Annotated in this window: 22 protein-coding genes; 4 read left to right on the top strand and 18 right to left on the bottom strand. The window is 63.4% G+C overall.

Annotated features, from left to right (window positions below; translation table 11 throughout):
• Nucleotides 1-225 (top strand): hypothetical protein (locus KY084_RS11055; protein WP_219238533.1); only part of this gene is annotated, 225 nt, incomplete at its 5' end.
• A 171-nt stretch (nucleotides 226-396) separates the two neighbouring features.
• On the opposite strand, the gene KY084_RS11060 is transcribed toward KY084_RS11055, so the two are convergent.
• From KY084_RS11060 to KY084_RS11070, 3 genes are read right to left on the bottom strand one after another with little or no spacing between them, the layout of a single operon-like run.
• Complete coding sequence (locus KY084_RS11060; RefSeq protein ID WP_219238534.1) at nucleotides 397-1,032, bottom strand: CoA transferase subunit B; 636 nt, start codon at nucleotides 1,030-1,032, stop codon at nucleotides 397-399.
• A 2-nt stretch (nucleotides 1,033-1,034) separates the two neighbouring features.
• On the bottom strand, nucleotides 1,035-1,931 hold the full coding sequence (locus KY084_RS11065; protein ID WP_343228003.1) for a 5'-nucleotidase, lipoprotein e(P4) family: 897 nt from the start codon (nucleotides 1,929-1,931) through the stop codon (nucleotides 1,035-1,037).
• Complete coding sequence (locus KY084_RS11070) at nucleotides 1,928-2,635, bottom strand: CoA transferase subunit A (RefSeq protein WP_219238536.1); 708 nt, start codon at nucleotides 2,633-2,635, stop codon at nucleotides 1,928-1,930. The genes KY084_RS11065 and KY084_RS11070 overlap by 4 nt, the downstream gene beginning before the upstream one ends.
• Before the next feature lie 168 nt (nucleotides 2,636-2,803).
• Here KY084_RS11070 and KY084_RS11075 point away from each other — a divergent pair, with 168 nt between their 5' ends.
• On the top strand, nucleotides 2,804-4,459 hold the full coding sequence (locus KY084_RS11075) for a thiamine pyrophosphate-binding protein (RefSeq protein ID WP_219238537.1): 1,656 nt from the start codon (nucleotides 2,804-2,806) through the stop codon (nucleotides 4,457-4,459).
• Between the two features lie 124 nt (nucleotides 4,460-4,583).
• Here KY084_RS11075 and KY084_RS11080 read toward each other — a convergent pair whose 3' ends face one another.
• From KY084_RS11080 to panB, 7 genes are all read right to left on the bottom strand, one after another.
• Nucleotides 4,584-4,754, bottom strand: a complete 171-nt coding sequence (locus KY084_RS11080; RefSeq protein ID WP_219238538.1) for a CsbD family protein — start codon at nucleotides 4,752-4,754, stop codon at nucleotides 4,584-4,586.
• Nucleotides 4,755-4,925: 171 nt separating this feature from the next.
• Nucleotides 4,926-6,158 (bottom strand): epoxide hydrolase family protein, encoded by a 1,233-nt coding sequence (locus KY084_RS11085; protein ID WP_219238539.1) that lies wholly within the window; start codon nucleotides 6,156-6,158, stop codon nucleotides 4,926-4,928.
• Nucleotides 6,159-6,174: 16 nt separating this feature from the next.
• Nucleotides 6,175-6,393 carry a sulfurtransferase TusA family protein gene (locus KY084_RS11090; RefSeq protein ID WP_281421903.1) on the bottom strand — a complete coding sequence of 73 codons (219 nt, stop codon included), beginning with the start codon at nucleotides 6,391-6,393 and terminating at the stop codon, nucleotides 6,175-6,177.
• Nucleotides 6,390-7,745: a ribosome biogenesis GTPase Der gene (gene der / locus KY084_RS11095; protein ID WP_219238542.1), complete on the bottom strand. Its 1,356-nt coding sequence runs from the start codon at nucleotides 7,743-7,745 to the stop codon at nucleotides 6,390-6,392. The genes KY084_RS11090 and der overlap by 4 nt, the downstream gene beginning before the upstream one ends.
• Nucleotides 7,746-7,802: 57 nt before the next feature.
• Complete coding sequence (locus KY084_RS11100; protein ID WP_219238543.1) at nucleotides 7,803-9,128, bottom strand: outer membrane protein assembly factor BamB family protein; 1,326 nt, start codon at nucleotides 9,126-9,128, stop codon at nucleotides 7,803-7,805.
• Nucleotides 9,125-9,856 (bottom strand): tetratricopeptide repeat protein, encoded by a 732-nt coding sequence (locus tag KY084_RS11105; RefSeq protein ID WP_219238544.1) that lies wholly within the window; start codon nucleotides 9,854-9,856, stop codon nucleotides 9,125-9,127. Before KY084_RS11105 ends, KY084_RS11100 begins: the two co-directional genes overlap by 4 nt.
• Before the next feature lie 71 nt (nucleotides 9,857-9,927).
• A complete protein-coding gene (panB, locus tag KY084_RS11110) occupies nucleotides 9,928-10,788 on the bottom strand; it encodes a 3-methyl-2-oxobutanoate hydroxymethyltransferase (RefSeq protein ID WP_219238545.1) in 861 nt (286 codons plus the stop codon).
• A 125-nt stretch (nucleotides 10,789-10,913) separates the two neighbouring features.
• Here panB and KY084_RS11115 point away from each other — a divergent pair, with 125 nt between their 5' ends.
• Both KY084_RS11115 and KY084_RS11120 read left to right on the top strand, forming a co-directional pair.
• Nucleotides 10,914-11,351 (top strand): hypothetical protein, encoded by a 438-nt coding sequence (locus KY084_RS11115; protein WP_219238546.1) that lies wholly within the window; start codon nucleotides 10,914-10,916, stop codon nucleotides 11,349-11,351.
• Nucleotides 11,344-11,559, top strand: a complete 216-nt coding sequence (locus KY084_RS11120; protein WP_219238547.1) for a helix-turn-helix transcriptional regulator — start codon at nucleotides 11,344-11,346, stop codon at nucleotides 11,557-11,559. Before KY084_RS11115 ends, KY084_RS11120 begins: the two co-directional genes overlap by 8 nt.
• Nucleotides 11,560-11,565: 6 nt before the next feature.
• On the opposite strand, the gene KY084_RS11125 is transcribed toward KY084_RS11120, so the two are convergent.
• The 8 genes from KY084_RS11125 to rplQ form a co-directional block, all read right to left on the bottom strand.
• Nucleotides 11,566-11,913, bottom strand: a complete 348-nt coding sequence (locus tag KY084_RS11125; protein ID WP_219238548.1) for an ArsC family reductase — start codon at nucleotides 11,911-11,913, stop codon at nucleotides 11,566-11,568.
• Nucleotides 11,910-12,467 carry a hypothetical protein gene (locus tag KY084_RS11130; RefSeq protein ID WP_219238549.1) on the bottom strand — a complete coding sequence of 186 codons (558 nt, stop codon included), beginning with the start codon at nucleotides 12,465-12,467 and terminating at the stop codon, nucleotides 11,910-11,912. The genes KY084_RS11125 and KY084_RS11130 overlap by 4 nt, the downstream gene beginning before the upstream one ends.
• 46 nt (nucleotides 12,468-12,513) lie before the next feature.
• A complete protein-coding gene (locus tag KY084_RS11135) occupies nucleotides 12,514-13,434 on the bottom strand; it encodes a hypothetical protein (RefSeq protein ID WP_219238550.1) in 921 nt (306 codons plus the stop codon).
• Nucleotides 13,431-14,117, bottom strand: coding sequence for an endonuclease III domain-containing protein (locus tag KY084_RS11140; RefSeq protein WP_343228004.1), 687 nt, complete (start codon nucleotides 14,115-14,117; stop codon nucleotides 13,431-13,433). The genes KY084_RS11135 and KY084_RS11140 overlap by 4 nt, the downstream gene beginning before the upstream one ends.
• A gap of 352 nt (nucleotides 14,118-14,469) precedes the next feature.
• Entirely contained in the window at nucleotides 14,470-16,029 is a 1,560-nt protein-coding gene (gene guaA / locus KY084_RS11145; RefSeq protein WP_219238553.1) for a glutamine-hydrolyzing GMP synthase, read from the bottom strand.
• A gap of 81 nt (nucleotides 16,030-16,110) precedes the next feature.
• A complete protein-coding gene (locus KY084_RS11150) occupies nucleotides 16,111-16,650 on the bottom strand; it encodes a nuclear transport factor 2 family protein (RefSeq protein ID WP_219238554.1) in 540 nt (179 codons plus the stop codon).
• A 40-nt stretch (nucleotides 16,651-16,690) separates the two neighbouring features.
• The gene (locus tag KY084_RS11155; RefSeq protein WP_219238555.1) at nucleotides 16,691-18,856 is read right to left on the bottom strand and encodes a prolyl oligopeptidase family serine peptidase; all 2,166 of its coding nucleotides are present in this window, start codon (nucleotides 18,854-18,856) and stop codon (nucleotides 16,691-16,693) included.
• A 310-nt stretch (nucleotides 18,857-19,166) separates the two neighbouring features.
• Entirely contained in the window at nucleotides 19,167-19,589 is a 423-nt protein-coding gene (gene rplQ / locus KY084_RS11160) for a 50S ribosomal protein L17 (RefSeq protein ID WP_219238556.1), read from the bottom strand.
• Nucleotides 19,590-19,685 lie beyond the last annotated feature (96 nt).

Below are 19,685 nucleotides of genomic sequence, written 5' to 3' on the forward strand. Positions count from 1 at the left end.
GGCTGTAGTCCGATACCGCGCCAACAACACCACGCCCCCAAAAAGACCGAAGATGCCCGCCATCAGGAGTTGATCCGCTGGTCCGTTCAGGAGGTCCGGCGCATCGCCGTCAAACTCGCTCAACGCCGGATCGAGCCTGCCTGCATCATCGCCTGGTCATGCTGGAGGCGAGTTCATCAAGCCGCAGCAAAACCGGCTCACCTCAAAACCAAATTGCAACTGTAATGATAGGCACCCACACATCGAGCCGCTGGTCATGCGTTCCGAACGCCGCGCCCGACACGCTCCGCTTTGCATCCGCCCCGCCACCGGTAACGCTGTCCAGCGTACTAAGCAGCTTCGGCGGCGAACAGGCGGCAAGCAATGCAGCCAGCGCCACCGCCGCAACGCGGCGCATCAGCGGTCGAACTTCGCCGTGGTCTTGGCTGCGACTTCCTCCGCCGTGACGCCGTCGGCAAGCTCGACCAGCTTGAACGCGCTGTCATGGTCCGGCCGCTGGAAAACGCACAGATCAGTTATGATCATATCGACGACATTCTTGCCGGTCAGCGGCAGGGTGCATTCGGGAATGAACTTCGGATCGCCATGTTTGGAGGTGTGCTCCATCACCACGATGATCTTCTTGACGCCCGCGACCAGGTCCATCGCGCCGCCCATCCCCTTGATCATTTTGCCGGGAATCATCCAGTTGGCGATATCGCCATTTTCAGCGACTTCCATCGCGCCCAGCACGGCAAGGTCGATATGCCCGCCGCGGATCATGGCGAAACTGGTCGCGCTGTCGAAATAGACCGTGCGGTCGAGTTCGCTTACCGTCTGCTTGCCCGCATTGATCAGGTCAGGGTCTTCCTCACCCGCCAGCGGAAAGGGACCGATGCCCAGCATCCCGTTTTCCGATTGCAGCGTCACGTCCACCCCGTCGGGGATATGGTTGGCGACCAGCGTCGGAATGCCGATACCGAGATTGACGTAAAAGCCGTCCTCCAGCTCCTTCGCGGCGCGCGCCGCCATTTGGTCGCGAGTCCAGGCCATAGCTACTCCTTGCTGCCGGAGGTCCGGGGACTCCAGCGTTTATCGGTCGGGAAGATGTCGTTGACGCCGCCTTTCAGCGACGATCCGTAAACCGGGTTGGGGAGAAGAAACCAGCCCTTGCCCCAAAGTGCTGCGATCGCAGGCGAAGACGCCGCCGCGCGGCGCTCACCCACCGAAAGCGAGGGCGCTTCGAACAGATCGCTAAAATCGCCAAGCTGGTCACCCACCATCGCGATTACGCAATAGCGCGACGCGATCGTGGCGCGGCGGCCATCCTTGCCATGCTCCCCCGCCGCTTTTGTGAACAGCGTCTTGCCCGGCACCGCAGGACCAAGCCCCGCGCGGTCGAGCATCGCACCGGTGGCATCGGCATTCGCGGTCGAACGGTTGGTGTTGAAAATCACCGTGACCCCGTGCGCGCGCGCGCTGTTCAGCGCCTCTGCCACGCCGGGGACCGGAGCGACCTTGTCGCCGCCGGTCTGTTCCCACTCGCTCCAGCGTTCGGGGGTGAAGGCATTCCCCGCCGCCGCGTCCGATTCGAAGCCGAGGTTGAGCAGCGTGGTTTCATCGACATCGAGCACGATTGCCACCGGCCGACCGGCTTTACATTCGCGCCATTGCGGATCGGCGAGCGTCGCACCGGGGGCAAGCAGCGCAGAACGCACCGGCTGGCCGCTTTCATACCGCTCGACACTATCAAGAACATAGTCGGTAAGGCCCGCATAGGCCTGCCGCGAAAGCGCTGCCGCCTCACCCGATCCGTACAGGAATTGCATCGCCGGCGGCACGGAGGCGGCGGCAGGCTGCGCCGCCGGCTCGCTGACCGACGTGGCGGTGGAGGCGCAGCCGGCCAGCAGCAATGCCGCGACCGGCACCGTAACGCCAATCCGGATGCTCACGCCGCCTCGCGCTCGCGAACCGTGCGGAACTCGATCTTCTTGTCATAGGGCGCGCCGACGATCATCCGGTTGACGTAAATGCTGGGCAGATGAATCTGATCGGGGTCGAGGGTGCCGGTCGGCACCACTTCCTCAACCTCGGCGATGCAGACCTTGCCCGCCGTCGCCATCGGCAGGTTGAAGTTGCGCGCTGTCTTACGGAAGATCAGGTTCCCTGCCTCGTCGGCCTTCCATCCCTTCACGATGGCGATATCGGCGACAATGCCGCGTTCGAGGATATACTCCTCGCCATCGAACTGCTTCACTTCCTTGCCCTCGGCAATCTGGGTGCCGACGCCGGTCTTGGTATAGAAGCCGGGAATGCCGGCACCGCCCGCGCGGCAGCGCTCGGCCAGCGTCCCCTGCGGGCAGAATTCAACCTCCAGTTCGCCCGACAGGAACTGCCGCTCGAACTCCTTGTTTTCGCCGACATAGGAGGAGATCATCTTCTTCACCTGCTTCGAACGAAGCAGCTTGCCCAGCCCTTCGTTATCGATGCCGGCATTGTTGCTGGCGATGGTCAGGTCCTTCGTCCCCGCCGCCTGGATCGCATCGATCAGCCGTTCGGGAATGCCGCACAGTCCGAAGCCGCCCGCACAGATCATCATGCCGTCGAAAAGAAGGCCGTCCAGCGCCGCCTGAGCATCGGGATACAGCTTCTTCATGGCATCGAATCTCCGCAATATGGTTCGCCCTGACCAAAGCGATTACGCGGGCGGGCCATGGGGGGTCAAGCAGCCGGACCGGCGTTCAGCTTTTCGCCCGGCGCGCATCGCGCGAAGCGACCGCGCCGCCCTTTGCTCCCCGCGCGCCAGCCGCTAGACCTGCTTTCCATGACCGAAAAACGCAGCGGCGGACGTATCCTTACCGACAACCTTCTGGCGCAAGGGTGCGACCGGATTTTCCACGTTCCCGGCGAAAGTTTCCTCGCCGTGCTCGACGCGCTGCACGATACGCCCGCCATCGATCTTGTCACCTGCCGTCAGGAAGGGGGCGCTGCCTTCATGGCCTGTGCCGATGGCGCGCTGATCGGCAAGCCGGGCGTCTGCTTCGTCACGCGCGGCCCCGGCGCGACCAATGCCAGCATCGGGGTGCATGTCGCGATGCAGGATTCGATCCCCATGCTGTTGTTCATCGGCGATGTCGACCGGTCGATGCGCGGGCGCGAAGGGTTTCAGGAAATCGACTTTCCCGCGATGTTCGCCCCGATCTCCAAATGGGCGACGCGGATCGAGGACGCGGCGCGTATTCCCGAATATGTCGCGCGCGCCTGGCGGGTGGCGACCGGAGGCCGACCCGGCCCGGTGGTCATCGCGCTTCCCGAAGACATGCTGAAAGATCGGGTAACGGCAACCGACCGGCCGCGCCTTGCAACGCCGCAGCGTGGGCTGGACCCAGATGCACTGACTCCGATGCTCGATTTGCTGCGCACCGCCGAACGACCGGTGGCGATCATCGGCGGCGCCGGGTGGGACGCCGCGACCGGCGAAGCGTTCGACGCCTTTGCGCGCGGCTGGGGCCTGCCGGTCGCGGGCGCGTTCCGGCGACAGGACGCAATCTCGAACACATCGCCCGTCTGGGCGGGCAATCTCGGCTATGGCCCCAACCCACGGCTGGTCGAACGCGTGAAGCAGGCTGACCTGATCCTTGCCATCGGCGCGCGACTGGGGGAGGCAACGACCGACGGCTATTCGCTGATCACACCCGACCATCCCGGCCAGACGCTGGTTCATGTGCATCCCGATGCGAACGAAATTGACAGCGTATATCGCACCGACCTCGCAATCGTCGCGGGCATGGCCGATTTCGCCGCTGCGCTCGCAGCGACCGAGCCGCCGTCCGCTCCGCATCCTGCGGCAGCGCAGGCGAATGGCGAATGGCGCAAATGGTCGACACCAGCCCTGCGCGAAGGCGTCGCGCTCGATCTGGGCCAGTGCGTCGCCGCGATGCGCGAACGGCTGACGCCGGACGATACGATCATCTGCAACGGCGCGGGCAATTTTTCCGCCTGGTGGCACCGCTATTGGCGATATGGCCATCTCGGCACGCAATTGGCGCCAACCGCGGGCGCGATGGGCTATGGCGTCCCGGCGGCGGTGGCGGCGGCGCTTCGGCGCCCGGAAAAGACTGCGATAGCGCTGGCCGGGGACGGCGATTTTCTGATGAACGGGCAGGAGCTCGCCACCGCGGCGCAGCATGGCGCGAACCTGCTGGTGATCCTGATCGACAATGGCGGCTATGGCACGATCCGGATGCATCAGGAGCGCGAATATCCCGAGCGCGTGAGTGGCACGGCGCTCGCAAATCCCGACTTTTCGGCGCTAACGCGCGCGTATGGCGGCTGGGCGGAAAGCGTGGAGCGTACCGAACAATTCGCCCCCGCGCTCGATCGCGCACTGTCCCGAAACGGCATCCGCCTGATCCATTGCCGGACCGACATGGAGTATATCAATCCGGCGACCACAATCGCAAAAATGCGGGTAAATTAGCGCACACCGCTTGCGATCGCGCGGGTACGCAAACAAACGAAAACCGCCGCGCTGAACACCTTTCGGCATCCCACGCGGCGGATTTCATCGATCCCCGGCATACCGGGGGGCAATAGGAGACGACTTAGATATCGTCGCCCAGCGCGCCCTTCACCTTACCGGCGAATTGCTGCGCCTTACCCTTGCCTTCCTGCGCCGCGCCTTCTTCGCGCGTCGCGGGGTCGTTGGACTGCTGCTTCAGCTTACCCGCTGCTTCATTGGCATTGCCTTTGATTTTGTCGGTCAGTTCACCCATGACAGGTCTCCTTCGAACTACAGGTGCAAAAAGCGCAACCTGTTGATTTAATTGTTCTTGAAGAACGCGCAGGGGGACATCGCGTTCCCCTTGCCGTCATTCGGTTCGTCGCATCGCCCTTCGCTTCGTCGCGAACCAATCCGGCAAGAGCGGCGTGCTAAGCCGCTACTGTCATCCGTTTCGTGCGCGCAGCTGGCGAAACATTATGCGCAGATCGTCCACAACCGCCGACGGATTTTCATAATAGCCGAAATGGCCACCTCTTTCGTGTGCGTTGAGAAACACGGTGTTGAAAAAGTCGGCGCGCGGCCCGTTTTGGAAAAGCTTCACACGATCCGCAGTGGCCACACCGGCGGGGTTTTCGCCGCCAAGGAAACTGATGCCGACCGGTGCCTCTACCACGGGGTGTCGGTCGTGCGATGGTGCCCAGGGCGCGCGCGCCGCATCTGCATAGGCGCGCATCGACGAACCGGCGGTGCCGCTCGCCCAGTATATCGTGGCGTTGGCCAGCATATGTTCGGTCGGGAAAACGCGTTCGGGATCGCCGGTGACGCGCCCCGTTTCGTCGCGGGTATCGCCCCATGCGCGCCAACGTTCGAGCAGCCAGGCAAGCAGGCCGACAGGCGAATCGTTAAGCGCATAGGCAAGCGTCTGCGGATCGAGCACATGCACCGCGAAATGCGCGGCGAACTTTGTCACGCCCGGCGGCACCGCCGCTCCGCTGTCCCATGCCCGCGCGGCAACGTTCCACGGCATTTTCCCGCCGAACTGGTCGAGCAGCATCGGGTGCATCAGATGTGCCCCGATCAACGTATCGGCGTATTTATGGCCCAGTTGTGACGCGATCAGCGCGCCCCAGTCGCCGCCGCTCGCCCCGTACCGGGAATAGCCGAGCACGTCATGCATCAGCCGGTGCCACAAATCGGCAATCTGCCAGAAGGTCAGCCCCGCGCGCGGCACGGGGCCGGAAAATCCGTATCCCGGCAGCGACGGGATCACCAGATCGAATGCATCTGCCGGGTCGCCGCCAAACGCTTCCGGATCGCTTAAAGGCCCGATCACGCGCGCCATGTCCCAGAACGACCATGGCCAGCCATGGGTCAGGATCAGCGGCGTCGGCGACGGCCCCTTTCCGCGCACGTGCAGATAATGGATCGGAATGCCGTCAATTTCGACGATCCAGTTGGGATAGGCATTGATTCGCGCTTCGACCGCGCGCCAGTCGAATTCCTCCGACCATATCCTCGCCAGACCGCGCAGATAATCAGCCTGCACGCCATAGGACCAGTCGGCATTGCCCGGATCGTCGGGCCATCGCGTCGCGCGCACCCGCGCCGCCAGATCGGTTAGCGTGCTTTCCGGAACATGGACGGTATGGCGCACCGGTGATGGGCTGTCGGTCATTTGCGGGTCACTCTCCTTATGTCGATGCGCGCTCTTGCGGCAGGATGCGGAAGCGGTGGGAGCCGAGTTGCTCGATCGTCGCGCCTGCTGCCTTTGCCACCTGTTCCAGCTCGCGCGCGGCGGCCGGATCATCGGCATCGATTTCCACCGGCCCGTTCCCGTCGCGCAGCAACCGGGCGAGGCGAATCGCCGGCCAGGGACAGCGCATGCCGCGCGCGTCAATTCGCCGGATCAATCGCGATCCCGATCAAAGGGATTGCGCGACGCGCGCACCGTCAGGCGCACCGGCACGCCGTCAAAGCCGAATTCGCGCCGGATGCCGTTGACCAGATAGCGTTTATAGCTTTCAGGAAGCTGATCGACTCGCGTGCCGAACAAAACGAAACTGGGCGGACGCGTCTTTGCCTGAGTCAGATAACGCGGCTTGATTCGCTTGCCGCCCGGAGCGGGGGGCGGATTTTCGGCCATTGCGCGTTCGAACCAGCGGTTGAGCGCACCGGTCGACACGCGGCGCGACCATGCATCGCGCGTTTCGAACCCGACCTTGACCAGCGTGTCGACGCCCTTTCCGGTGGCGGCGGAGACGGTGAGCACCGTGATTCCCTTCGCCTGCGCCAGTCCTTCCTCCAGCGCCGCCTTCACCCCGTTGAACAGGCTGCTGGCGTCCTGCGCCACGTCCCATTTGTTGATCGCGATGATCAGCGCCCTGCCCTCTTGCAGGACATTGTCGGCGATTTTCAGGTCCTGAAGCTCCAGCCCCTTGGTCGCGTCGAGCAGCAGCACGACCACTTCAGCGAAATTCACCGCGCGCAGCGCATCGGCGACCGACAATTTTTCCAGCTTTTCCTGCACCCGCGCGCGCTTACGCATGCCCGCGGTGTCGATCAGCCGGACCGGGCGGCCCTGCCATTCCCAGTCGATCGCGATCGAATCGCGCGTAATCCCTGCTTCCGGGCCGGTCAGCAGCCGGTTCTGTCCCAGCATCCGGTTGATCAGCGTCGATTTGCCCGCATTCGGTCGGCCGACGATCGCCAGTTTCAGCGGTGGATCGCCTTCCGCTTCCTCCGCCGCGTCGATCTCCGCCTGAACCCGCTCGACATGCGGCAACAGCGCTTCGAACAGGTCGGCGACCCCGTCGCCATGTTCGGCGGACAATTGCACCGGATCGCCCATACCCAGCGCCAGCGATTCGAGCACGCCCGATTCGCCCGCGCGCCCTTCGGCCTTGTTCGCGCCCAGAATGACCGGGGTGGCGGATGCGCGCAGCCAGCGGGCGATTTCCTCATCCAGCGGCGTAATCCCGGCGCGCGCGTCGATCAGGAACAGCGCGACATCGGCGTCGGCCACCGCCGCCTCGGTCTGCTGGCGCATACGGCCGGGCAGTGACTGCGCATCCTCATCCTCATACCCGGCGGTGTCGATGACGCGAAAGTCGAGGCCAAGCAGATGCGCCTCGCCCTCACGCCGGTCGCGGGTCACCCCCGGCTGATCGTCGACCAGCGCCAGGCGTTTTCCCACCAGCCGGTTGAACAGCGTGGATTTGCCCACATTGGGGCGTCCGATAATGGCGACGACGGGTAACGGCATGGGGCGGTCCTAAACGATTACGCGCCGTGCTTCACGCGCCTTTCGCCGATGCGGGGATCAGCGAAAGGCGGTGATGCGGCCGTCGTTCGACAGGGTGAAGAGCATGTTGTTCGCGACAACGGGCGGCAGGCTGAACGAATCGCCGACATCGCGCATCGCGTCGACGGTCCCGCTTTGCGGATCGACGCTGGTCATCGCGCCGCGGCTGCTGACCACATACAGGCGGCTGCCCGCCATGACCGGTCCCGACCAGTAGATCGGATCCTTCTTTTTCTTTTCGTTGCGATAGCCGGGAAGCTGCGCGATCCAGCGCACCTTGCCGCTGTCGCGCGCGATGCACAGTAATTTGGCGTCGTTGGACATCACATAGATCCAGTTGCCCGCGACCCACGGCGTCTTGGTGCCCGCGATATTCTGTTCCCACAGCCGCCGGCCGCTCAATATGTCGAGCGCGACCATGCGGCCGCCTTCACCGATGGCGAAAACCTGATCATCGTCGATCACCGGATCGGCGTCGATATCGGCCAGCGAGGACACCGAAGTGGAAATCGTCGTGCGCGACAGCGTGTCCCCCCACAGCGTCGCGCCGTTTTCGTAGCGATAGGCGTTCAGTTCGCCGGAGGAGAACCCCGCCACCACCGATCCGCGTCCCGCGGCCGGAGCGGCAACCCCGAACACGCCCTGCGATTCGAGCGAGCCGGACTGGTTCCAGCTCACCTCCCCCGTCTGCTGCGACAGCGCGAACAGCTGATTGTCCTGGCTGATCACATAGACATTGCCGTTGGCGATCGTCGGCGCGCCGCGAAGCGGGCCGCCCGGCTTCTGACGCCACACAATGGCGCCGTCCTCGGCATTCATCGCAACGACATCGCCCATGCCGTTGGTGGCGTACAGCTGACCGTCCTGATAGCTGACCCCGCCACCGAACAGCACGCGCGAACCCTGCTGCGCCTCGGTAGCGGTCGACTTGGTCCAGCGCTCGGCACCGGTCGCGGCGTCCAGGCTGTGCACCTTGCCGTCGGTGTCCATGACGTACATCGTGCCGTTGACGACGATCGGCGCCGCGGCCAGCCTTGCCCGGCTGGAATTGCCCGCAATCATGGCGGTCCATGCGGTGTTCAGCTGATCGCCCAGCGCAAGATTGCCCATGACCTTCGCCGCATTGCCGCCCGACTGGGTCCAGTCGGGATTGGCGACCGGAGCGGGCACCGTCACCGGTACGCTGGCGATCGTTTCATCTGCTGCGATGCTGCTTTCGGACGAAAGCACGGGAACGCGCTCGCCCAGTACCGGGGTCGCCTTCTTACCGTCGCCACCAAAAATGCCGCAGCCGCAAAGCGCGGTGAGCGCCAATATCGCGGCGGAAGTCCTGAACGTCGTCATCCTGCCTTCGTATCCTTCGCGTTCTTGTCGCCCGTTTTGCCGTTTCCGGCGGCCTTGTCCGTATCCGTTCCCAAAGCACCCGCCATCTGAACGGCACGTTGCCGGACACTATCGGGAATGTCGTCCGACGCGGCCAGATCGCTGTACATCTTGCTCGCCAGGTCCCGCCGGCCCGAGCGCATATAGGCGATCGCCACCATCTCGCCCGCGCTGCCGAACCAGGGGCTTTCCTTCATCGCCAGCGGGCGCAGCCGCTGAATGACGTCCTGCGGCTTCATATCGTCATACTGCACCAGCGTCTGACGAATGATCGCCAGATCGCGATAGGGCTGCGGCAGTGCGTCGTCATTGGCGATCTCGGCGAACTTCTTCGCCGCGCCCTTGGCATCGTCGTTGCGCAGCAGGACATCGGCCTGAACGAAGCGCGACATCGCGCGATAGCCGTCGATCTTTGAAGCGGTCAGCGGTTGAAGCTGCTTGCCCGCCGCGTCGACATTCTCCTTGCCCAACGCATCGATCGCGGCGTTATACTGAATGCCCGCCTCGGACGCCTTGGCGTTTTTCGCATGCATCCAGTACAGCCAGCCACCCACAGCGGCGATCACCACGACGATAGCGATCGCCACCCACACGCCATAGCGCCGGCCGAAGCTCGCAAACTGCTCGCGGCGCATCTCTTCATCGACTTCGCGGAAAAAAGCCTCGTTGGACTCGGGGGACAAGGCCACGTTGTATCAGCTCCGGCAGAAAAGGGATGGAAGGGCGCGGACCTTAACCGCGCGCGACGTAAAAACCTAGATCAGTTCTTTGGCGCATAAACCTGCTCCTCACCGGGAAAGGTCCGGGCGCGTACATCGCGGGCATAGGTTTCAACCGCGGCGGAAATGCGGCCAGCCAGATTATCGAATTTTTTGACGAAGCGCGGCGTCCGTTCGAACAGGCCCAGCATGTCCTCCGCCACCAGCACCTGCCCGTCGCACTGCGCCGATGCGCCGATACCGATCGTCGGGCAAGCAAGCGATTGCGTCGCCTCTATCGCAATGGGTTCCACGACGCCTTCCAGAACGACGCTGAACGCGCCCGCTTCGGCGACCGCCTTCGCATCGTCGAGGATCTTCGCCGCTTCCTCGTCACTGCGCCCGCGCGCACCATAGCCACCCAGCACATTCACCGCCTGCGGCGTCAATCCGACATGCCCCATCACCGGAACGCCGCGTTCGGACAGGAAGCGCACCGTGTCGGCCATTGCCCGGCCGCCCTCCAGCTTTACCGCCGCCGCGCCGGTTTCCTTCAACAGGCGCGATGCGCTGGCAAAAGCCTGTTCGGGCGATGCCTCATAGCTGCCGAACGGCATGTCGATGACGACCATCGCGTGATAGCTGCCGCGCACCACCGCCGCCCCGTGCGCCACCATCATTTCCAGCGTCACCGGCACCGTGGAAGGCAGGCCGTAAATCACCTGGCCCAAGCTGTCGCCGACCAGCAGCATGTCGCAATGCGGATCGAGCAGTTGCGCCATGCGAACCGTATAGGCGGTCAGCATGACCAGCGGATCGCCGCCCTTGCGCCTGCGAATCGCTGGCACCGTCATCCGCTTCATCGGCGCGGGCGTCGGGTTTGCGCGGCTGGTCGCCGTGTCGATCGTATAGGTCGTGGACATCGCCCGCGCTCCTAGCGCTTGCGCCTGCGCGACGCCAGCGCTCCGCACCATGACGTAAGATATAATTTACTTGATGTATTATATTTTTTACATTTAGTCGAGTTGAGCAAACATTGAGGTGCGGGATGGCGTACAAGGAGAAGATCGCATGGCTTACGCTGGGGTCGATGCTGGTGGCCTATGGTGTCTATTTTTCGCTGCTTGCGCTATATTTCGATCCTGCTGCGCCCGACGGCCCCCGCATTTTGAGGATGCTGATCCTGTTCGGCAGTGTAACCATTGTTCAGGCGATCTTCGTGGCGATCGTGGCGGCGATTATCGCGATCGGCGCCCGTCGCGCCGGTGAAGACCGACCCGACGAACGCGACAGGGCGATCGCCAGACGCGGCACAAATGCGGCGTATTTCGTATTGATGACGGGCATGATCCTGGTCGGCGTCGTCATGCCTTTCGGCGATCCCCGATGGAAGATCACCAATGCGGCGCTGCTCGCGCTGGTGATTGCAGAGGCGACCCGCCACACCCTGATCATCGCCAGCTATCGCCGGGGCTGGCATGGCTAAACCACCGATCAGCAACGATATCCGAACGCTTCGTTTTCTGGCCGCTGAAATGACCCAGGCCGATCTGGGCGCGCGGGTGGGCGTCACGCGTCAGACCATCGCCGCGATCGAACAAGGCAGATATTCGCCCTCGCTGGAAACCGCCTTCCGCATCGCACGGGTCTTCGCGAAACCGCTTGAAGAGGTGTTTCGCTGGGACGGCGGTTGAACGCGCCTACAGCAGCGTCTCGCCATATTCGCCGGGTTTAAATCCGACCAAGATGCCGCCGGGATATTCGAGTACCGGGCGTTTGATCATTGCCGGGTTTTCGACCATCAGCGCGATTGCGCGCGCGCGATCGATATCCTGTTTCTGTGCATCGGGCAGCTTGCGAAACGTCGTGCCCGCCTTGTTAAGCAGCTTTTCCCAACCCACCCGATCGGCCCATAATTCCAGCGTCGCCGCGTCGATCCCGTCGGCGCGATAGTCGTGAAAACGATAACCTATCCCATGTTCGTCAAGCCAGGCGCGCGCCTTCTTCATCGTATCGCAATTTTTGATGCCGTGGATCGTGACGCTCATTTTCCGCTCCTGCACTCGCGAATGACCTGTTTCAACGCCGGGGCGACCGGCACCGACAATGGCGACCGCCCGTCCAGATCGGTTTCCAACGTGCCCGACGTCGCGAGCAGCTTGTCCAGCCAGGGATCGCGCAGCGGCATCTGCCCGGTATAGCCCGGTTCATCGGTCCTGCCCGAAAATGCGCGCACCAGCGACGCCCCTTCTACCAGCGACAGATTCAGGTTGGCGACCGGCGGTACCTGCGAATCGTCGGATGTCCGGTGAAAGACCAGCGCATCATCCGCCCGGTCGCACGCGATGCTCAGGCTGGCCGCGCCCTGCCCCGTTCCAAACACCGCGCCGTCACCAGACGCGTACCAGCGGCTTGCACGCCCCGGTTCGGGCGGAACCGTTTCGGACGGGTCCGACGCGATGACCGGCTTCACCACCGGCGGCCCGTCCGGACTGGGCGTCGGGCCGGGATCGGGCGCCGCGATGTTGGCGCTGTTGTCTGCGGTTCTGGCGTCGGGCGAACATCCGGGCAGGCCGACGGCAATCGCGACGGCCAGCGACATCCCCGTCGCGCATTGACGGGACCGTACGGTGCTCCTGCGCATCATATTACGGAAAGTGGCAGGAAGCACCTGCCCATAGCCGCGCGATTTTCGCCTGCGCGCCGTCGCCTGACAGCAACGCATGCATAGCGCCCGCCTTCACCTCACGCCCTTCGCTGTTCGCGACGTTTTCCACCTTGTAGGAGGATGCGAATTGCTTGCGCGTCGAACCGATGCCCACACCCGACATGGTCGACACCTTTGACGGCGCTTGCAGCGACCAGCCGACGAAATCACCGTCCTTCACCAACAGCGTCAGGCCATCATCGAAGCGCGCAAAATCCAGCGGCCCCGATTCGCATTCTCGGTTCGTCCCGCGTTCCACCGGTTCCCCGGCGGCACGCCCGACCGCATCGAGCGCGTCCGAAGCCTGCGTCCCGAATTGCACGCGCCGGGTTCGCCCGCTTTGCGGGTCGACCAGCGCGATCGAATCGGGCGCGATGTTGAGCAGCGGCGTGACGGTCGCCTGCCCATTTGCGCCCTTCCCGCCGTTGGTGGCGGAACAGCGCACCCGCACATCCTCTCCGCCATTGGCGCGCACGGTCAACCTGCCGTCATCGCCTAGCGTAAGGGTGAATTGCTCCTCGCGCGTGATGCCTTCGCTGTCGAGCACGGCATTGACCTTCACCGAATCATCTTCGCCCTTGGTGACCGATGCTACCCGGGCGCTGCCGTCGTAAAATTGCAGTTGCCGGGCCGCTATGGTCAGCCGCATATCGCTCGCCGCCGCCGAACAGCTTGCCGCATCCTGATCCCATGTACCGGTGAAGCGCGCCGGAATATCGGGCGACGGATCGGGCGCGCCCACATTCGCGATTCCCGCGTCCTGATTATCCGGCGTTTCGCCATTGCCGCCGCATCCGGCGAGCATGGCAAGTGCGATCACCGCCAGTCCGCGCATCATTTCCGGTTTCCTTTCCCGCTTCATGCTTCCGCGCTTTCGCCGGCGCGTCGCAGCCGCTTGTCGGGATAACGGCATAGCGAGGCAAGGAAACAATCGGCACATTTGGGCGCCCGGCCGGTGCATACGCGCTTGCCGAAGCGGATCAACCAGAAATGCCCCTCCGGCTTTACCCAGTCGGGCGCGCGTTCGTCCAGCGCCTCGGCGATCTTCGCCTCGGTCGATCCCAGCGCCAGCCCGGTGCGCTCGCATACCCGGCCGACATGCGTGTCGACCGCAATCGCGTCGCCGCCAAAGGTGAATGCCAGCACGATATCGGCGCATTTACGGCCGATGCCGTGCATCGAAAGCAGGCCCTGCCGCGTATCGGGTACATGCCCGTCATGATCGTCGATCAACTGGCGGCAGAATTTGCGAATCGCCTTCGCCTTGTTGTTGTACAGCCCCGCGGGCCGAATCGCATCGATCAAAGTGGCGTCATCCAGCGCGAGCATCGCCTGCGGCGTTTCGGCCAGACGGAACAGCGCGCGCGTGGCCTTTGCCGTGTTGCTGTCACGCGACTGGGCCGAAAGCATGCATGCGATGCAGGATCGAAACGCGTCGGGCTGCCCTTTCGGCCCCTTCGCATTCGCCATATCGCCGCCCATCGCGTCGCGCAGCAGTTCAAAGGTCCGTTCAACCTCTTGCGCATCAAGCAGCCTGTCGGCCACCACTTCTCTTCCATTCGCCATGGCCAAGCAAAGCCGGAAACGAAAAAAGAGTTCCCTGCCCGTCGGCGCTTGGGCGCGGCCAACCACAGCCCCTTCCCCGCGCCACGGAAGAACGGCCCTTCAATCACCTATTACCAGCAGCGCTGTTCAAGAAGACGCAAAGGCTTGCATCATCGCGTGATCCGGGCGGCCTTGCCCCGCAAGCCCATTATTTCCTCGACTATGCGGCGGCTTGCCCCGCCGGGTGATCCGGGCGGCCCGCCCCGCAAGCCCGCTATTTCCTCGCCCGTGCGGCGGCTTGCGCCGCCGAATGATCCGGGCGGGCTTGCCCCACAAGCCCGCTATTTCCGGATCATTCCCACTCGATCGTGCCGGGGGGTTTGCTGGTATAGTCGTACACGACGCGGTTCACGCCGCGCACTTCGTTGACGATCCGGGTCGCCACGCGGGGCAGGAAATCGCCGGGAAAGGGAAAAACTTCCGCCGTCATGCCGTCAGTCGACGTCACCGCGCGCAGCGCAAGGACGTGGTCATAGGTACGCCCGTCGCCCATCACCCCCACCGTGCGTACCGGAAGCAGCACCGCGAACGCCTGCCAGATCGCGTCATACAGGCCTGCGCTGCGGATTTCCTCCAGATAGATCGCATCGGCCTTGCGCAGGATGTCGCAGCGTTCCTTGCTCACCTCTCCCGGAATGCGGATGGCGAGGCCCGGACCGGGGAACGGATGGCGTCCGACAAAGGCTTCGGGCAGGCCCAGTTCCTTGCCCAGCGCGCGCACCTCGTCCTTGAACAGTTCGCGCAGCGGCTCGACCAGCTTCATGTTCATGCGTTCGGGCAGGCCGCCGACATTGTGATGGCTCTTGATGGTCACGCTCGGCCCGCCGGTGAAGCTGACGCTTTCGATCACATCGGGGTACAGTGTCCCCTGGGCGAGGAATTGCGCGCCGCCGATCTTCTTAGCCTCTTCCTCGAACACGTCGATAAAGGTCTTGCCGATGAACTTGCGCTTCTGTTCGGGGTCGGTCACCCCGGCCAGGCCGTGCAGGAACAGCGTTTCGGCCTGCACATGGACGAGCGGGATATTGTAGCTGCCGCGGAACAGGCCGACGACCTGCTCCGCCTCCCCGGAGCGCAGCAAGCCATGATCGACAAAGACGCAGGTGAGTTGGTCGCCGATCGCTTCGTGGATCAGCACCGCGGCAACCGCCGAATCGACACCGCCCGACAGTCCGCAAATCACACGGGCATCGCCCACCTGTTCGCGGATTTCGGCGATCTTCGCATCGCGGAATTCAGCCATTGTCCAGTCGCCAGACAGGCCACAGACATGGCGCGCGAAATTGGCGATCAGCCGAGCCCCGTCGGGGGTGTGAACGACTTCGGGGTGAAACTGCATCCCGTAATAGCGGCGGCTGTCATCGGCGATGACGGCATAGGGCGCGCCCGGACTTGTCGCCACCACGCGGAAACCGGGCGCAAGGTCGGCGACCCGGTCGCCATGGCTCATCCACACCTGATGCGTTTCGCCGATATTCCACAATCCGTTGAACAGTTCGCACCCGGCGTCGATTTCGATGAAAGCGCGGCCGAATTCGCCCGAATCGCCCTGCTCGACCGCACCGCCAAGCTGCTCCATCATCACCTGCTGGCCATAGCAGATGCCGAAAACCGGAACGCCCGAATCGAAAATCGCCTGCGGCGCGCGCGGGCTGTCGGCTTCGGGGACCGATGCGGGACTGCCCGACAGGATGACGCCCTTTGGCTTCATCCGTTCGAACGCCTCCGCTGCGGAGTTGAACGGTGCGATTTCGCTATAGACGCCCGCTTCGCGCACCCGGCGCGCGATAAGCTGGGTCACCTGGCTGCCGAAATCGACGATCAGGATGGAATCGGGATCAAGCGCGGTCATGCCCGAGGCAGATAGCAGATGCCGCGTAGAGGGGAAGTGGTAGCGAACCGGTCGCCCGCGCCGAACGCCATACGATCGCGCCTATTGCGCGCCGATCGCGACATGGTCGTAACTGATCTCGCGCGCGATCCGCCATCCGTCTGGCATCCTGCGCCACAGGTGAAGGAACGTCGCCTCTTCGACCAGGCGATCGGGCCTGCCCGCTTCGATCAGGTAAAAGCGATGCCGACCGATCTGCATCACCCGCCCCTCGCCTAGCGCATGAAAGCTGTTGCTGCCCGGAATGAACTCACGGCGCAGCACCTCTGCCTCACCACGCGCGCGCCGGTTACAGGTTTCGATACCGTCAGCGAGAAACTGGTCGCCATTGGCGGCGATCAGCCCTTCGCGGTCGTGATAGAATTCGAAATCATCGGTCACCATCGCCCGCATCGCCTGCGGATCGCACCGATCGAACGCCGCCGCGAACAGTTGCGCGTCGCGTTCGATCAGGCGCGCGACAATGTCGGGCGCGACATGGGTACGCGCCGTGCGTGCCGCCGGTTGCCGCTGCGCATGTGTCGCCGAAGGGAGAGCCAATAGGGCGAAGGCAGCGACGGTGGTTCCAAATAGGCTTCGCATGTGTGTTGCGTATCAACACACATGCGAAGCGCAAGCGCGATTACTCGGGCATATGTACGTTCATTCCCGTCCAATAGGCGGCGAAAGCCCAGAGGTTGGAATATTCCTCGATGATCTTGTCGGTCGGCTTGCCTGACCCGTGGCCGGCGCGCGTCTCGATCGTCACCAGATGCGGTTTGTCGCCGATATCGGCATGCTGAAGCGCGGCAGTGTATTTGAACGTATGCCCCGGCACCACGCGGTCGTCGGTGTCCGCCGTCGATGCCAGAATCGCAGGATAGTCCTTGCCCGAATGAATGTTGTGATAGGGCGAATAGGAATAGAGGACATCGAAATCCTCCTTCTTCTCCGGATAGCCGTAATCATCGACCCAGTAGCGCCCGGCAGTAAATTTGTCGAAGCGCAGCATGTCCATCACCCCTACCGCCGGAAGCGCCGCTGCGAACAGGTCGGGCCGCTGGTTGGTGACCGCGCCGATCAACAACCCGCCGTTCGATCCGCCCTGAATGGCGAGCTTGTCCTTGGTCGTCACGCCTTGCGCGATCAGGTCCTCGCCCGCGGCGATGAAATCGTCGAACACATTTTGCTTGTTGTGCAACCGGCCGGCATCGTGCCACGCCTTGCCATATTCGCCGCCGCCGCGAAGATTGGCGACGGCCAGCACCCCGCCCTGCTCCATCCACGCGAGCCGGGTGGAGGAAAAGGCGGGGGTCAGCGGAATGTTGAACCCGCCATAGCCGTACAACAACGTGGGCGCGGGTTCGCTGATCCCCTTTTTATGCACGATGAACATCGGAACGCGGGTCCCGTCCTTCGAGGTATAGAAGCGCTGCTTCACCTCATACTGGTCGGGATCGAAATCGACTTGCGGCTTTGCCCAGGCGGTCGCCTCACCGCTGTTGATGTCATAGCGATAGATCGTCGTGGGCGTCGCGAAGCTGGTGAATGCAAAGAAGGTTTCGTCCGAATCCGCATCGCCGCCAAAGCCCGCCGCGGTGCCGATGCCGGGCAATTCCACCATGCCCAGCGATTTGCCGTCGGGCGCATAACGGCGGACCTGCGTCTTCGCATCGACCAGATAGCTGGCGAAAATCCGCCCGCCGGTCATGCTTGCGCTGTCCAGCGTCGCGTCCGATTGCGGCACGATTTCCTTCATCGTCGCCATCGGATCGGCCGCCGCAACGTCCAGCGTGACGATCCGACCGCGCGGCGCATCCTTGTTGGTGTCGAAATAGAAAGTCGATCCGACATTGCCGATCGGCGACCACTGGTTTTCCAGCTTCGCAACGATCGTGCGCGGCTTCGCATCCGCCTTGGTAAGGTCCTTTACCGTGACCGCATAGCGGTTGTCGGTGCCTTCGCTGGTGATGATGACCAGCCATTTGCCGTCATCGGTAACCTGCGCGCTATGCCCGTATTTGGGATGGTCCGGTGTTTTGTAGACGAGCCGGTCCGCCGCCTGATCGGTCCCCAGTTTGTGGAAATAAACGGTCTGGTTTTCGTTCGTCGCCTGAAACTTCTCACCGCTCGCCGGTTCGGGAAAGCGCGAATAATAGAAGCCCGATCCGTCCTTCGCCCAGGAAAAGTCGGAAAATTTGACCCATTGCAGCTCGTCGGAAAGCTGCTGCCCCGTCGCGACGTTCAGCACCTTTACCATGCGCCAGTCGGTGCCGCCGTCCTGCACCGCGTACAACAGATATTTTCCGTCTTCCGACGGCACCCATTCGGCAAGCGCGGTCGCGCCGTCGGCTGACCAGTCATTGGGGTTGAGCAGCACCCTGCCCTCGCCGTTCAGCGAATCGCGCACGAACAGTTCGGCCTGATTCTGCAGCCCGCTATTATGCTGATAGAAATAATGCCCGCCCTTTTCGGTCGGAATCCCGAAGCGTTCATAATCCATCAGCGCGCGCAGTCGTTTGGCAAAGATATCGCGTCCCGGCAGCGTCGCCAGATAGGCGTCGGTGACCTTGTTCTCCGCCGCGACCCAGTCGGCCACCTCCTTGTCCTCTCGGACATCGTTTTCCAGCCAGCGATACGGATCGGCGACCTTCGTCCCGAAATAATCGTCAACCACGTCACCGCGACGCGTTTCGGGATAGTGCAACTGGCTGGTAGGCATCGCGGTCGTGGTCTCCGAACTGGTCTGAGCGTTGAGCGGCCCCGCCGCGAACAGCAGCGGCAGAGCGAGCAGGGTCAAGCGGCGCATTGAAATTCCCCCCGAAACAAAAGTGCCCGCACCGTAGATAGCGACAGCATCTTTCTCAAGCGGCCTGCGTAGGCCGAAACACGGGCACCTCTCACCACCTCGTCATTGCGAGCCCGCGGCGCGGGCGAAGTAATCCAGCGGCGGCATGCGGGTCGCTGGATCGCCGCGTCGCTTCGCTACTCGCGATGACGAAGCGCGGGAACTCCGCCCCTGCGACCTTCCGGCCAAAAAACAAAACCCGCCCCGCGCCGCCCTGTCGGAACAGGCGCGCGGGGCGGGTCTTGCTCAACCCATAAAAGGCTTACGGAGATCAGGCCGCGTCTTCGAAATCCTCATCGGTCATGACCGGACCCGAATCCTGCCCCTTGGCATCGACGTCACGATCGACGAATTCGATGACCGCCATCGGCGAAGCGTCCGACGCGCGAATACCGGCCTTGATGATGCGGGTATAGCCACCGTTGCGGCTAGCATAGCGATCGGCGAACACGTCGAACAGCTTGACGAGCTGCGTGTCGTCCATCAGCCGCGCTGCAGCGAGCCGACGGTTCGACAGGCCGCCCTTCTTGGCCAGCGTCACCAGCTTCTCGACATAGGGGCGAAGTTCCTTCGCCTTGGCAAGCGTGGTGGTGATCTGTTCATGCTTGATGAGCGAAGCCGACATGTTGCGCAAAAGCGCCTGACGGTGGGCGGAGGTGCGCTGCAGCTTACGGCCGCCATAACGATGACGCATGGTATTTCCTTTCCGTTCGTACCGGGGCCGTTTTACGGACCTCCCCGGGCCAGGCAGGGACGGCTGGCCTGCTCCAAAAATCCGTCGCCTTCCCGA

This window comes from Stakelama flava (genome assembly GCF_019351405.1).
Lineage (GTDB): Bacteria > Pseudomonadota > Alphaproteobacteria > Sphingomonadales > Sphingomonadaceae > Sphingomonas > Sphingomonas flava_A.